Raw genomic sequence first — 13,831 nt, 5'->3', positions numbered from 1 at the left:
ACGACACAGAGCAGGCGGGATGCCGCCGGCCACCGCACCGCAGAACTCCTGCCGGATCAGCGCCCGGGCGGCAGGCGGCGGGGATCCCGGCCGCCCGCGCAGGAGTTGTGCGGGCGGGAACGGACGAGGGGCCGGATGCCACTGGCATCCGGCCCCGAAAAAGCCCGGCCTTACTCGACCGTCACCGACTTCGCGAGGTTGCGCGGCTGGTCGACGTCGAGGCCCTTCGCCTCGGCGAGGCCCATCGCGAAGATGTGCAGCGGCACGACCGCGAGGAGCGGCTCGAACAGCGGAGCGGCGAGGGGGATGCGCAGCACCTCGTCGGCGGCGGGGAGCACGGCCACGTCACCCTCTTCGGCGATCGCGATGACGCGGGCCCCGCGCGCGCGGATCTCCTCGATGTTCGACACGACCTTCTTGTGCATCTCGCTCGAGCCGCGCGGCGAGGGCACGACGACGAACACGGGCTGACCCGGCTCGATGAGGGCGATGGGTCCGTGCTTGAGCTCACCGGCGGCGAAGCCCTCGGCGTGGATGTAAGCGAGCTCTTTAAGCTTCAGTGCGCCCTCGAGGGCGATCGGGTAGCCGACGTTGCGACCGAGGAACAGCACCGAGCGTGTGTCTGCCATCCAGTGCGCGAGCTGCTCGATGCGGGCCTGCTCGGTCTCGAGCACGCGGGCGATCTTGCCCGGGATGGCCTCGAGCTCGGTCACGGCTTCGACAGCGACGACCGGGTCCACCGCTCCCCGCACACGACCGACGTGCAGCGCGAGCAGGTACAGCGCCGTGATCTGGGCGACGAAGGCCTTGGTCGAGGCCACGGCGACCTCGGGGCCGGCGTGCGTGTAGACGATGGCATCGGACTCACGCGGGATGGTGGCGCCCTGCGTGTTGCAGATCGACAGCGTCTTGGCGCCGCGCGAGCGGGCGTACTTCACGGCCATGAGGGTGTCCATCGTCTCGCCGGACTGGCTGATCGAGACGACGAGCGTGCGCGCGGAGAGCACCGGGTCGCGGTAGCGGAACTCGTGAGCGAGCTCGACGTCGACGGGCACGCGGGTCCACGTCTCGAGCGCGTACTTGCCCACCATGCCCGCGTAGGCCGCGGTGCCGCAGGCGATCACGAGGATGCGGTCGATATCGGCGAGGAAATCGTCCATGCCCTCGAGCTCGGGGATCTCGACACGGCCCTCGTGAATGCGACCGCGAACGGTGTTGGCGACCGCCTCGGGCTCCTCCGAGACCTCCTTCGCCATGAACGACGACCAGCCGCCCTTTTCGGCTGCGGATGCGTCCCACGTGACCTCGAACGCCTCGACCTCGACCGGGGCACCCGAGAAGTCGGTGACCTCGACGCCCTCGGGCGTGATCGCGACGATCTCGTCCTGGCCGATCGCGAGGGCGTTGCGGGTGTGCTCGACGAAGGCGGCGACGTCGGATCCGAGGAAGTTCTCGCCCTCACCGAGACCGATGACCAGCGGCGAGTTGCGGCGCGCACCGACGACGAGACCCGGGTGGTCCTGGTGCATCGCGAGCAGCGTGTAGGCGCCCTCGAGGCGCGACACCACGGCGCGGAAAGCCGCGACCAGGTCGCCCGTCCGGGCGTACTCGCGGCCGATCATGGCGGCGGCGACCTCGGTGTCGGTCTCGCTGCGGAACGTCACGCCCTCGCCCACCAGCTCGCTCTTGAGTTCGGCGAAGTTCTCGATGATGCCGTTGTGGATGACGGCGAGCTTGTCGTCGTCGGCCAGGTGCGGGTGCGCGTTGGCGTCGGTCGGACCGCCATGCGTCGCCCAGCGCGTGTGGCCGATGCCCGTGGTGCCGTCGGGCAGCGGAGCGGATACGAGGTCGTCGCGCAGCACCGCGAGCTTGCCGGCGCGCTTGCGCATGCCCAGGCCCCCGTCGCCGTCGATCACGGCGATGCCCGCGGAGTCGTAGCCCCGGTACTCCAACCGCGACAGCCCCGCCAGCAGGATGTCCTGGCTCTGCCGAGGACCCACATATCCGATGATTCCGCACATAGCGTCCGAGTCTACGGGCCGGGGCTGAGGGAATCCCGACGCCGGCGCGCGCGCATCAGAGCTTGCGCAGCAGCACCGACTCGACGGTGTGGTCCGCGCCCTTCTGGAGCACGAGCTTGGCCCGATGGCGGGTCGGGAGAACGTTCTCTTCGAGGTTGGGCAGGTTGATGTCGCGCCAGAACCCCAGGGCGCGCGACACCGCCTCCTCGTCGGTGATGTCGGCGAACACCCGGAAGAACGAGGACGGGTTGCTGAAGGCATTGTCGCGCAGCGCCAGGAAGCGGTCCACGTACCAACGCTCGATGTGGGCAGCATCGGCGTCGACGTAGATCGAGAAGTCGAACAGGTCGCTCACGGCCACGTCGTTCGGTGTGGGCGGGGGCTGCAGCACATTGAGCCCCTCGACGATGACGACGTCGGGCCGGTGAACGGTGACGTGGGCATCGGGCATGATGTCGTACTGCACGTGCGAGTAGAAGGGGGCGCGTACCTCTTCGGCGCCCGACTTCACCTCGCTGAGAAACTCCACGAGCGCACGACGGTCGTACGACTCGGGGAATCCCTTGCGGTGCATGATCCCGCGGCGCTCGAGCTCGGCGTTGGGGTAGAGGAAGCCGTCGGTGGTCACCAGTTCCACCCGCGGGGTGTCGGGCCACCGGCTCATGAGCTCGCGCAGCAGACGCGCGATCGTCGACTTGCCCACCGCAACAGAACCCGCGACCCCGATGACGAAGGGGGTCGTGACATCCGGCTCACCCAGGAACGTACTGGTATCGGCACCGAGGCGACGGGTCGCTCGGGCGTAGAGGCTGAGCAGACGACTGAGGGGAAGGTAGACCTCGGACACCTCGCGCTGGTCGAGCCGATCGCCGATGCCGCGCAACTGCACGACCTCGGTCTCGGTCAGCGGCTGCTCGATGCCGCCGGCCATCCGCGCCCAGTCGGCGCGGTCGATCTGGCGGTACGGGCTCAGCGACGGTGCGGGAGCGGCGGTCTCGGCGGCGGACACCCGCCCATCGTACCCGCGGGGTCCCCCTACACTCGGAGCGTGCGTCTCGGGGTACTCGACATCGGTTCCAACACCGTCCATCTGCTCGTCGCCAACGCGCGTGCGGGCGGTCGCCCCACCGCGACGACGTCGCACCGCTCGGTGCTGCGCCTCATGCGCTACCTCGAACCCGACGGCTCGATCTCGGCCGAGGGAGTGGCCGGGCTCCTGGATGCCGTGACCCAGGCCCGCGAGACCGCGCGGGCCGAGGGCGTCGACGAACTCCTCGCCACGGCCACCTCGGCCGTGCGCGAGGCCACCAACGGCGAGGACGTCATCTCGCGGATCGAGGAGGTGCTCGGTCAGCCCCTCCAGGTGCTGGGCGGCGAGACCGAGGCGCGCTACACCTTCCTCGCCGTGCGCCGCTGGTTCGGCTGGTCGGCCGGACAGATCCTGCTGTTCGACATCGGCGGCGGATCCCTCGAGATCGCCGGCGGCGCCGATGAACTGCCCGACCTGGCCGAGTCGGTGCCGCTCGGGGCGGGGCGCTCGACCGTGCAGTTCCTCCCTCACGACCCGCCCAGCGTCGACGAGATCGATGCGCTGCGCCAGCACGCGGCATCCGTCCTGGCCCCCGTCGCCGAGCGGTTCCGCGCCCTCCCGCGCCCGGATCACGTCATCGGGTCGTCGAAGGCGATCCGCTCGCTCGCGAAGCTCGCCGGTTACCCGGTGCCGGGATGGTCGGGTATCGACCGCATGGTGCTGCCGCGGAGGGAGCTGAAGGACTGGATCCCGCGGCTCGCCCGCATCCCCGCCGACGCGCGCGAAGCGCTACCCGGTATCACCGCCGACCGGACGTTCCAGATCGTCGCGGCCGCGGTCGTCGTGCACCAGGCCATGAAAGCGATGGACGTCGACGAACTCGAGGTGTCGCCCTGGGCGCTGCGCGAGGGCGTCCTCCTGCGGTACATCGAGTCGCTGGCGTACTGAATCACCGAGTGTCCAAGACACGCCGCTCGCCCCGGGGCGTCAACGGCGTGTCTTGGACACTCGTGTGATGTGAAGTGCGGGAAGCGAGCCGGGGTCAGAGCGCGAGGCGCTCACGGACGACATCGGCGAGCCGGTCGGCGTGGGCGCGGGCGGCGTCCTCGGACGCGGCCTCGACCATGACGCGCACGAGCGGCTCGGTTCCCGACGCGCGCAACAGCACGCGCCCGGAGTCGCCGAGTTCGGCCTCCGCGGAGCGAACGGCTTCCTGCACGACGTCGTCGGACACGCGATCACGATCGACACCACGGACGTTGATCAGCACCTGCGGATAAACCGTCATGATGGCGGCGAGCTCGGCCATCGTCTTCTTCTGCCGTGCCATCTCGGCCACGATGTGCAGACCTGTCAGTAGGCCATCGCCGGTCGTGGCGAACTCGCTCATGATGACGTGCCCGGACTGCTCACCGCCGAGGGAGTATCCGCCCTCGTTCATCGCCTCGAGCACGTACCGGTCGCCGACGCCGGTCTGCTTCACGTGGATGCCGTGCGCGGCCATCGCGCGGTGCAGACCCAGGTTGCTCATCACCGTCGCCACGAGCGTGTCGTGGGCGAGCGCGCCGCGCTGCTTCATGGCCACCGCGAGGATCGCCATGATCTGGTCGCCGTCGACGACGTTGCCCTGTGCGTCCACGGCCAGACACCGGTCGGCGTCGCCGTCGTGGGCGATGCCGACATCGGCTCCCAGGCGCACCACGGCCTCGGCGAGGACATCGAGGTGCGTCGACCCCACGCCGTCATTGATGTTCAGCCCGTCGGGCTCGGCGCCGATCACGGTCACCGTCGCACCGGCGTCACGGAACGTCTCGGGCGAGACCCCGGCGGCGGCGCCGTGCGCGCAGTCGAGAACCACGTGGATGCCGTCGAGCCGGTGCGGCAACGAACCGAGCAGGTGCACCACGTAGCGGTCTTCGGCATCGGCGAAGCGACGGATGCGTCCGACGCCGGCGCCGGTGGGCTGCAGTCGCTCCCCCTCAAGGGCGCGCTCGATGCGCTCCTCGACGATGTCGGGAAGCTTCGTGCCGCCGCGCGCGAAAATTTTGATCCCGTTGTCGGGAGCGGGGTTATGCGACGCCGAGACCATGACGCCGAAATCGGCGTCGGTGTCAGCGATGAGGAACGCCGTGGCGGGGGTGGGGATGACGCCCGCGTCGAACACGTCGACGCCGGAGGACGCCAGGCCCGCGGCGACCGCAGCCGAGAGGAATTCTCCCGAGACCCGCGGGTCGCGCGCGACGACGGCGGTGAGGCGCCGGCCGTGGGCCTTGCGATCCTCCGCCGAACGGCCCTGGCCCAGGACGACCGCGGTCGCCTGGGCCAGGTGCAGCGCAAGTTCGGCGGTGAGGAGGCCGTTGGCCAGCCCCCGCACCCCGTCCGTGCCGAAAAGAGGCATCCGGAACGTCGAACTCAGCGCTTGGAGTACTGAGGCGCCTTACGGGCCTTCTTGAGACCGGCCTTCTTGCGCTCCTTGACACGAGCGTCGCGCGAGAGGAAGCCCGCCTTCTTCAGGCCCGGGCGGTTGTTCTCGACGTCGATCTCGTTGAGCGCGCGGGCGATGCCCAGGCGCAGCGCGCCGGCCTGACCCGAGGGGCCGCCACCGGAGATGCGCGCGATCACGTCGTACGAGCCGGCGAGCTCGAGCACCGTGAACGGGTCGTTGATCAGCTGCTGGTGCAGCTTGTTGGGGAAGTAGTCCTCGATCGTGCGGCCGTTGACCGTGATCGTGCCGGAGCCGGGAACCAGGCGCACGCGGGCGATGGCCTGCTTGCGACGGCCCACGGCTGCGCCGGGGACCGAGAGAACGGGGCGCTCGGCCGCGACGACCGACTGCTCGGCCGGCGTCTCGGTGCTGTAGTTGCTGGAGTCGATGTTCGACACTGTTTCGTCCTTATCCGGCGGCGCTTACTGGGCGACCTGGTCGAAGGTGTACGCGGTGGGCTGCTGGGCACCGTGGGGGTGCTCGGCGCCGCGGTAGACCTTGAGCTTCTTGAGCTGCGCCGCGCCGAGGCTGTTCTTGGGCAGCATGCCGCGGATGGCCTTCTCGACCGCGCGGACGGGGTTCTTCTCGAGGAGCTCCTCGTAGCTGACCGACTTCAGGCCGCCCGGGTAGCCCGAGTGGCGGTAGGCCATCTTCTTCTGGAGCTTCTGACCCGTGAGCGCGACCTTTTCGGCGTTGATCACGATGACGAAGTCGCCGGAGTCGATGTGGTTGGCGAAGGTCGGCTTGTGCTTGCCGCGGAGGAGAACCGCCGCGTGCGAGGCCAGGCGACCGAGGACGACGTCGGTGGCGTCGATAACGACCCACTCGCGCGTGACCTCTGCGGCCTTGGGGGTGAAAGTGCGCGTCACAATAGTGCTGCTTTCTTGATCGAACGGAGGAGTTCGTGAATCCCGCTCCGGTGGTCGGTTCTCCGGTCGAGGACCGGGAACAGGGCCGGTGGAGGGCTCACGTTCGTGGTACCTGCTCGCAGTGAGGCGGGCACCAAAGGGTTAGCCTACGGCATCATGAGGCAACGGCCAAACGTGGACGGTCCGCCCTTCCCCGAGCACGCCCCCTTCCATACCGGGACCTCACACGCAACGACCCCGAGTGGGCCACCCTCGCTCGCTAGCGTGGCGCCATGGCATCCCTCCGCGTCCCCGTCCTCGGGCTCCTCGCCGCCGGCCTTACCGTCACCCTGAGTGCGTGCGCCCCCAGCCCGTCCGCCCCGGGCGACGACGACTCCGCGAACCGCGGATACGAGCAGGCCATCGCCGTGGTGCTCCTCGCCGAGTCCGACGCCGGCGGCCGTGCGTTCGGGCTGGAGTTCGACGATGACACCGCCCGTGTGGAAGTGGCCGTCGGCGACCGAGAGATCGAGGTCGATGTCGACACCGCGGGCCCGACGGTGCGCGGTCAGCGCGACGAGGATGATCTCGACGCCGACGACCGTCAGGCGCTGGAGTCGGCCTCGACGTCGCTCGCGGACGCTCTGCGCATCGCCGCGGCGGCCCACCGGGACGGCGGGGGCATCGAGGAGGCGGGTCTCGATCGTCGCGACGACGGCGCGGTGTGGACGATCGAGTTCACCGATGACACCGAGGTCGACGTCGCGGTCGACGACGGTGCGATCTCCGACACCACGCGCTGAGGGGGCGGACCATGAACGATCTCGCCCTGAACATCGTGCTCGTCATCCTGTTCGTCCTGATCGGCGGAGTGTTCGCCGGCACCGAGATGGCGCTGGTGACCCTGCGCGAGAGCCAGGTGAATGCCCTCGCCCAGCGGGGAAAGCGGGGGCGTCGTGTCGCCGACCTCGCCCGCAACCCGAACACGTTCCTCTCTGCGGTCCAGATCGGCGTGACCGTCGCCGGCTTCGCCTCCGCCGCGTACGGCGCCTCCTCGATCGCACCCTCCGTGACTCCCCTCTTCGTCGGGCTCGGACTCGCCGAACCCGCCGCGGCGACCGTGGCCACGATCGCCCTGACGCTCGTGATCGCCTATCTCTCGCTCGTCCTGGGCGAGCTGGTGCCCAAGCGCCTCGCGATTCAGCGCAATGCCGCGTTCTCGTACGCCGTCGCCCCCGTTTTGGGCGGGTTCGCCACGCTCATGCGGCCGGTGATCTGGTTACTGTCCATCTCCACCAACCTGCTGGTTCGCGTGCTCGGAGGAGACCCGAACAAGACCGCCGACGAGCTGACCGATGAAGAACTGCGCGACATCGTGTCCAGCCACGAGGGACTGCCCGCCGACGAGCGCCGCATCCTCGACGACGTCCTCTCACTGCGCGATCGCCACGTGAGCGAGGTCATGCGGCCGCGCCCCGAAGTGGTGACCCTGGATGCCGCGGGCTCGATCTCCGAGGCACGCACGCGGGTGCACGACCTGCCGTACTCCCGTTATCCGGTCGCCGAGCAGTCCATCGACGACGTGATCGGCTTCGTCCATGTGCGCGACCTCTACGACGAGGTCGACCGTCCGCTCACGGAGATCGTGCGCGAGATCCGCTACATCCCCGCGACCGCCCGCGTCCTGCCGACGCTCACGGCGATGCGCCGCGACGGCAGCCACATCGCCGTGGTCGTCGACGAATACGGCGGCACCGACGGGATCGTCACCCTGGAGGACCTCGTCGAGGAAGTCGTGGGCGAGATCTTCGACGAGTACGACACCGACGCCGAGCAGCCCCTCGCCGAGGGCGAGCACGGCGTCGTGGACGGCCGGTTGAACCTCCAGGACTTCGAGGAAGCCACCGGGGTGGCGCTTCCCCGCGGCGCGTCGGACACCGTTGCCGGCTTCGTCGTGGAGCGGCTGGGCCGGCTGGCCCGCGTGGGCGACGTGGTCGAGGTCGCCGGCGCCACGCTCCAGGTGAGCGCGATCGACCGCCGCCGGATCGAAGAGCTGCTGGTCACTCGACACCCGACCGACGAACCGGCACCCGAGACCGACTCCTCCGAACCCCGCGAGTGACCCCCCACCCGCGGCATCCCTCCGAAAGGACTCACCCCATGGACATCCTCTACACCGCCGAGGCACTCTCGACCGGCGAAGGCCGCAACGGACACGTCGTCGCGGGCAATCACCTCGACCTCGACGTCGCCGTTCCCACCGAGATGGGCGGATCCGGCAACGGCGTCAACCCCGAGCAGCTGTTCGCCGCCGGCTACGCCGCCTGCTTCCACAGTGCGCTGCACGCCGTGCTGCTCGAGGTGGTGCTCCCCGGCATCGACCAGGATCAGGCGCAGCAGCTCGCCGACGAAGCGCACCAGGTGTGCCCGTACTCGCTCGCCACGCGCGGCAACATCGAGGTCACCGTCACGGTCGCCGACGACTGAACCGTCCGCGGCCTTTCGGGGCAGGATCGTCGGTGACGTCGTAGGGTGGCTCCCGTGATCCGTGTGCTCGTCGTCGACGATGAGGCCCTCGTGCGCTCCGGATTCGAACTCATCCTCGGCGCGGCGGACGACATCGAGGTGGTCGCCGCCGTCGACGGGTATGCCGCCGTCGAGGCCATCCGCCGCGAACGGCCCGACGTCGTTCTGCTCGACATCCGGATGCCAGGGCGCAGCGGACTCGACGTGCTCGCCGATCTCCGCGACGATCCCGAGCGCCCGGTCATCGGCATCCTGACCACTTTCGACACCGACGAGTACATCGCTCGTGCCCTGCAGGACGGCGCGTCGGGGTTTCTCGTGAAAGACACTCCCCCCGAGCACCTGGCCGCGATGGTCCGGTCCCTCGCCGCGGGGGGCGTGGTGCTCTCGCCGCAGGTCTCGCGGACCCTGGTCGAGGGATACGCCGGTGCGCCCGATCGCGACGCGGTGGAGCGAGTGTCTCTGCTCACCGACCGGGAGCGCGACGTACTGGCGCACTTGCCGTCGGGAGAATCGAACGCCGAGATCGGGCGCCGCCTGCACCTGAGCGGCGCGACGGTGAAAGACCACGTCAGCGCCATCCTCGCCAAGCTGTCGGTGTCGTCGCGCCTGGAGGCGGCCCTCATCGCCGAGCGCGCCCGTCGAGGCGGCGACCGGCGGTGAACACCGCCGCCCGCGACCGGGTGAACGCGATCCTCGGCAGTCGGGGGTTCGCGGTTCTCACCGACGTCGCCCTGGCGGCCGCGGCCGTGGTCGACGTGATCGTGCTGCTGCCGGGATGGACGCGGCCCGAGATCGCGTGGGCAGCCATCGCCGTCGCGGGTCTCCTCGTGCGACGCCGGCTCCCGTGGGTGGCGTTCATCCTGGTGCTGCCCGGTCTCGTGATCGATGCGATGACGATCGCGGCCCCCATCGCGCTGTACTCCGTCGCCGTCCGCGAACGACGGGCCGCTCCCCTGGCGGCCGCGGGTGCGATCACCTTCGCGTGCTTCCTTCTCCCCGACTGGCAGCTGCCGGCGCTCGACTACCTCGCCCCCTCGCTCCTGTATGCCCTCCTCTACGCGGCGACCCCCCTCGCGCTCGGCGCCCTCGTTCGCACACGCCGAGAACTCAGTGACCGGGTGGCCGATCTCTCGGCGGCCCGCGAGTCCGAACGGCGCCGCGACGAGGAAGACGTGTTGCGGCGTGAGCGCGCGCGCCTCTCGCGAGAAATGCACGACGTCGTGTCGCACCAGGCCAGCCTCATCGCGGTCCAGGCCGGTGCGCTCCAGGTTGCGTCCCCTGACCCCGAGACACGACGGATCGCCGGTGTCATCCGGTCTCTCGCCGTCCGGACCCTCGATGAGCTCCGCCAGATGATCGGCGTACTGCGGGCGGAGGGAGCCCCGACCGCGGGAGACAAGCCGCAGCCCACCCTCGATGATCTCCCCGTGCTCGTCGCGGACAGCGGGATCGAGACGGAGTTCGCCACCGACCTTCCTCGCGAGCTCGCCCCCGCCCTCCAGCGCGCGATCTACCGGATCGTCCAAGAAGGGCTGACCAACGCCCGCAAGCACGCCCCCGGCGCGCGGGTGAGCGTGGAGGTCCGTGCGACGACGTCGATGATCGACGTGGTCGTGCGCAACGACGCCTCGACCGCAGCGGCGCTCCCCCTCCCCTCGGGGGGAGCCGGGCTCCGGGGGCTCCGCGAGCGCACCGAACTCCTCGGTGGCCGCCTCGAGGCGGCCACCGAGAGCGATGGAGGATTCCGGCTCGCCGCGTCTCTCCCCCGCCGCGAGTCGGAGCGCTGATCGCGAGCCTCAGGACAGGAGCAACTCGGATTCCGTCTTCGGGTACGTCCGGCGCAGCCACGCGCCGAATCCCGGCTGAGCCAGGCACGCCGACATCTCCGTACACCGGACCACGGGGTCGTCGGCCGCGTAGGTGCGGTACACCTCGACCTTGGCATCCAGTTCTTCGCCCCCGACGTTGACGGGCTGGTCCTGCGAGGGATAGCCGAGGAAGTACGACATCGCCACCGGGGGCAGACCGACAGCCGGGGCGCTCGCGCGCACGAGCGATCCGACGCACGAGTGATCGGGGTGGTCGCCGCGGGCGAACGCGCTCTCGTGCGGAACGTTGGTGCTCACCCGACGCGGTTCGGCGGCCGAGAGGAGCTCGGCGAGAGTGCTCGTCAGCCGCTCCAGGTCGTAGGCGGGGGAGCCGTCGATCGGCGAGAGCGAGGTCACGTCACCGTTGATGAGCTGGGTGAGCCCCGCGCCCCCGGTCTCGGCGAATCCCTTGCCGTCCAGTCCTCCGTCGGGAAGACGCAACACCGTGATCGACAGGCGCGGTTCATCTTTCGGGACGAATCGCGTGACGCGGGCGCCGCTGAGGAGCGTGATCTCCCGCTCGTCCCACGGCCCCGTTCCGCCGCGCATGAGGTCGTAGGCGGCGCGGATGCCGGCTTCGCGCTCCTGGGCGTACTGCAGCCCCTTGCCCGCGTCACCGGCCGTCACGAAGACGGCCCGGACGGTGCTCCCGCCCTGGATCGAATCCGCCAGACCGGGGTTGGCGAAGATGATGTCGTCGTCGGCATGAGCCCAGATCGTCGCCACCGTGTCGATCCCGGGAGCCTCGACCGCGGGAGACAGAGCGCGGGGAGCCGCGGGGGAACCAATGGCGCGGAGCGGCATCCACGCGCCCACCGGTCCGCCGCTGCGGCGAAGCTGGCGGTAGAGCAGGGCGCCTCCGCCCACCCCCACCGCGACGAGTCCCCCGATGATCAGACCGCGGCGCGTCACGACCACGCGTCGGGCCCGGTCTCGGGCGTCCTCCCGCTCCCCTTCCACCCCGGAAAGGTCGTAATGCTGCACAACGGCTCCGTCCGTTTCCCCCCGACCGCGCGCAGCGACGGGTTCGGGTCGTCGGCGCTCGGTGTGACTCCTACTCCTCGACGGTATCGCGTCGGCCGCCGCCAGCCGCGTCACCGACGCAGCACCCGCCGATCGGCGGGTCGAGAGGGGCCGATCAGGGGGGCTGGCTCCACCCGAGGTGAAGCTCCCCGCTGCGCCCGTGGCATCGGGCGGACCCTGAGCGCAAGCCCGCCGGCCCGGTCACGGCCGGGCTCGTAGAGTGCGGTCATGGTTGATCTCACGCGACCCCAGACCCCCGACCCGTATCCCCTCCTCCCCTCCGTCGCCGCGTTCGACGTTGTCAGTAAGGATGTGACCGACGGTGCCCCTCTGGGCGACGAACAGGTGGCCGCCCGGGGCAACACCTCGCCTCACCTCGCCTGGTCGAACGTCCCGGAAGGAACACGGTCGTTCACGATCACGTGCTTCGATCCGGACGCCCCGACCCCCAGTGGGTTCTGGCACTGGGTCCTGGTCGATCTCCCCGCCGACCTCCGCGAGATCCCGACCGGCTTCGCCTCGGGCGCGCTACCGGACGGCGCGTTCCATGTGCGCAACGACGGCGGCGAGGCCGGGTTCCTGGGCGCGGCACCGCCCGAGGGAGACCAGCCGCACCGCTACTTCTTCGTCGTGCATGCCATCGGCGCCGAGAGCCTCGGCGTCGACGCCGGGGCCACCCCCGCCGCGGTCTCCTTCGCCCTCGCCTTCACCACCCTCGGCCGCGCAATCATCCACGGCACGTTCGCGCACTGACCCGCGACGGCAGCTGTCAGGAAAGGCGGAGGTCGGACTCCGGCAGGAGGTACGACCTCCGCAGCCACTCGCCGAACTTTCGTGTGCCCAGGCAGGCCTCGCGACTGTCGCAGCGGATCACCTCGTCCTGCTGCGTATAGATGCGGTACGTCTCGACCTTGGCATCCAACGCTGCACCGTCGAGCGTGCGCGGCAGGTCTGCGGACGGATAGCCGATGGCGTAGCGGAGGCCGGGCGCGGCCGCCGGGACGTGACCGATCGACTCGCGCACGAGGGTTCCCACGACCGAATGATCCGGATGGTCGCCGGGCGCGTACGCACTTCCGCGGGGAACGTGGGTGAGGGTGCGCGCGGGCTGCACGGCGCCGGCCAGCTCCGTCAGGGACGCGGAGAGCTGTGCCCGGTCGACCGCGGGGCCACCGTCGATGGGCGCGAGGGCCGAGATCGCGCCGTCGAGCAGCTTGCTGAGGGTCGCGTGGCCGGTCGCGGCGAACCCGCCATCGGTGATGTTGCCGTCGGGGAGGCGCGCGAACAACACCGAGATACGCGGGTCATTCTGCGGGGTGAGGCGCTCCACCCGCGGACCCGCGTCGAGCGTGACGACGGTGGAGTCCCAGAGGCCGTCGGAGCCGCGCATGTGGTTGTATGCGCGGAGGATTCCCAGCTCTCGGGAATGCGTGTAGGTCAGGCCCTTGCCGGCATCGCCGGCCGTGACGAACAGCGTTCGCACGCACTCCCCGGCGGCGATCGCCTCGGAGATCGTGGGGTTGGCGAAGATGATGTCGTCGTCGGGGTGCGCCCAGACAGACAGAAGGGTCTGCCCGTCGCACCCCTGGGCCGCCGGCGAGAGAGGCGTGGGACTCGGGGTCGGGACCGAGGTCACGGCCGGAGTCGAGGTCGGGGCCGGGGCGGGCGTCCGGAAGGGCGCGACGGACGGCGACACAGCCGCGACGGGCGAGGACGCAGACTCCGTCCGCCACACCCCGAGCGCAACGGCTGCCCCCACCGCGACCGCGACGACCAGGACGACGGCGACAACCGCCGCCCAGGCCCCCGCGCGACGACGACGACGGGCGCGCGTGGCCCGCAGCGAGGCGCGAGGCATGAGGCATCCTTCCGGCGGCGAGTCGGCGGCATCCGGATGCCACGTGGTTCGGTCACCGAGCTTAGATGCCCGCGCGTCTTACACCAAGGAATCCTCGAGCGGGCGGGGGTTGACACCATCGGATCGACACCCGCTCAACGCCATCTCACGTCCCCCTTTCGGCGGACAC

General features: G+C 70.3%; 14 protein-coding genes. 7 read left to right on the top strand and 7 right to left on the bottom strand.

Annotated features, from left to right (window positions below; all coding sequences use genetic code 11):
- Positions 1–170: 170 nt before the first annotated feature.
- The gene (gene glmS / locus ACU6WY_RS02605; protein WP_483820913.1) at positions 171–2,021 is read right to left on the bottom strand and encodes a glutamine--fructose-6-phosphate transaminase (isomerizing); all 1,851 of its coding nucleotides are present in this window, start codon (positions 2,019–2,021) and stop codon (positions 171–173) included.
- A 55-nt stretch (positions 2,022–2,076) separates the two neighbouring features.
- Positions 2,077–3,030, bottom strand: coding sequence for a type I pantothenate kinase (gene coaA / locus ACU6WY_RS02600; RefSeq protein WP_483820912.1), 954 nt, complete (start codon positions 3,028–3,030; stop codon positions 2,077–2,079).
- A 39-nt stretch (positions 3,031–3,069) separates the two neighbouring features.
- Between coaA and ACU6WY_RS02595 the strand changes: the two genes are divergently transcribed.
- Positions 3,070–3,999, top strand: a complete 930-nt coding sequence (locus tag ACU6WY_RS02595; RefSeq protein ID WP_483820911.1) for a Ppx/GppA phosphatase family protein — start codon at positions 3,070–3,072, stop codon at positions 3,997–3,999.
- A gap of 94 nt (positions 4,000–4,093) precedes the next feature.
- On the opposite strand, the gene glmM is transcribed toward ACU6WY_RS02595, so the two are convergent.
- Genes glmM through rplM form a run of 3 tightly spaced genes read right to left on the bottom strand, consistent with a single transcriptional unit; the run spans position 4,094 to position 6,405 of the window.
- Positions 4,094–5,449 carry a phosphoglucosamine mutase gene (glmM, locus tag ACU6WY_RS02590; protein ID WP_483820910.1) on the bottom strand — a complete coding sequence of 452 codons (1,356 nt, stop codon included), beginning with the start codon at positions 5,447–5,449 and terminating at the stop codon, positions 4,094–4,096.
- Between the two features lie 14 nt (positions 5,450–5,463).
- A complete protein-coding gene (rpsI, locus tag ACU6WY_RS02585; protein ID WP_483820909.1) occupies positions 5,464–5,934 on the bottom strand; it encodes a 30S ribosomal protein S9 in 471 nt (156 codons plus the stop codon).
- Between the two features lie 24 nt (positions 5,935–5,958).
- Entirely contained in the window at positions 5,959–6,405 is a 447-nt protein-coding gene (rplM, locus tag ACU6WY_RS02580; protein WP_412923613.1) for a 50S ribosomal protein L13, read from the bottom strand.
- A gap of 272 nt (positions 6,406–6,677) precedes the next feature.
- On the opposite strand from rplM, the gene ACU6WY_RS02575 reads away from it, so the two are divergent.
- Genes ACU6WY_RS02575 through ACU6WY_RS02555 form a run of 5 tightly spaced genes read left to right on the top strand, consistent with a single transcriptional unit; the run spans position 6,678 to position 10,700 of the window.
- Complete coding sequence (locus tag ACU6WY_RS02575; protein ID WP_483820908.1) at positions 6,678–7,187, top strand: PepSY domain-containing protein; 510 nt, start codon at positions 6,678–6,680, stop codon at positions 7,185–7,187.
- 11 nt (positions 7,188–7,198) lie between these two features.
- On the top strand, positions 7,199–8,506 hold the full coding sequence (locus ACU6WY_RS02570) for a hemolysin family protein (RefSeq protein ID WP_483820907.1): 1,308 nt from the start codon (positions 7,199–7,201) through the stop codon (positions 8,504–8,506).
- Positions 8,507–8,544: 38 nt separating this feature from the next.
- On the top strand, positions 8,545–8,871 hold the full coding sequence (locus ACU6WY_RS02565) for an OsmC family protein (RefSeq protein ID WP_483820906.1): 327 nt from the start codon (positions 8,545–8,547) through the stop codon (positions 8,869–8,871).
- Positions 8,872–8,925: 54 nt separating this feature from the next.
- Positions 8,926–9,573 (top strand): response regulator, encoded by a 648-nt coding sequence (locus ACU6WY_RS02560; RefSeq protein ID WP_483820905.1) that lies wholly within the window; start codon positions 8,926–8,928, stop codon positions 9,571–9,573.
- Complete coding sequence (locus tag ACU6WY_RS02555) at positions 9,570–10,700, top strand: sensor histidine kinase (protein ID WP_483820904.1); 1,131 nt, start codon at positions 9,570–9,572, stop codon at positions 10,698–10,700. The genes ACU6WY_RS02560 and ACU6WY_RS02555 overlap by 4 nt, the downstream gene beginning before the upstream one ends.
- 9 nt (positions 10,701–10,709) lie before the next feature.
- On the opposite strand, the gene ACU6WY_RS02550 is transcribed toward ACU6WY_RS02555, so the two are convergent.
- Positions 10,710–11,693 (bottom strand): PIG-L family deacetylase, encoded by a 984-nt coding sequence (locus ACU6WY_RS02550; protein ID WP_483820903.1) that lies wholly within the window; start codon positions 11,691–11,693, stop codon positions 10,710–10,712.
- Positions 11,694–12,032: 339 nt separating this feature from the next.
- On the opposite strand from ACU6WY_RS02550, the gene ACU6WY_RS02545 reads away from it, so the two are divergent.
- Entirely contained in the window at positions 12,033–12,557 is a 525-nt protein-coding gene (locus ACU6WY_RS02545; protein WP_483820902.1) for a YbhB/YbcL family Raf kinase inhibitor-like protein, read from the top strand.
- A 16-nt stretch (positions 12,558–12,573) separates the two neighbouring features.
- Here the strand turns inward: ACU6WY_RS02545 and ACU6WY_RS02540 are convergent, their stop codons facing one another.
- Positions 12,574–13,662, bottom strand: a complete 1,089-nt coding sequence (locus ACU6WY_RS02540; RefSeq protein WP_483820901.1) for a PIG-L family deacetylase — start codon at positions 13,660–13,662, stop codon at positions 12,574–12,576.
- Positions 13,663–13,831: the final 169 nt, after the last annotated feature.

The organism is Microbacterium sp. ZW3a (assembly GCF_057167165.1).
The sequence above is the reverse complement of the archived record's forward strand: the minus strand, read 5'-3'. Positions and strand labels throughout refer to the sequence as shown.

Bases quoted from the DNA above. Each gene is read 5' to 3' on its own strand.
- glmS (WP_483820913.1), bottom strand. From the start codon at position 2,021: ATGTGCGGAATCATCGGATATGTGGGTCCTCGGCAGAGCCAGGACATC.
- glmM (WP_483820910.1), bottom strand. From the start codon at position 5,449: ATGCCTCTTTTCGGCACGGACGGGGTGCGGGGGCTGGCCAACGGCCTC.
- ACU6WY_RS02575 (WP_483820908.1), top strand. From the start codon at position 6,678: ATGGCATCCCTCCGCGTCCCCGTCCTCGGGCTCCTCGCCGCCGGCCTT.
- ACU6WY_RS02570 (WP_483820907.1), top strand. From the start codon at position 7,199: ATGAACGATCTCGCCCTGAACATCGTGCTCGTCATCCTGTTCGTCCTG.
- ACU6WY_RS02565 (WP_483820906.1), top strand. From the start codon at position 8,545: ATGGACATCCTCTACACCGCCGAGGCACTCTCGACCGGCGAAGGCCGC.
- ACU6WY_RS02545 (WP_483820902.1), top strand. From the start codon at position 12,033: ATGGTTGATCTCACGCGACCCCAGACCCCCGACCCGTATCCCCTCCTC.
- ACU6WY_RS02540 (WP_483820901.1), bottom strand. From the start codon at position 13,662: ATGCCTCGCGCCTCGCTGCGGGCCACGCGCGCCCGTCGTCGTCGTCGC.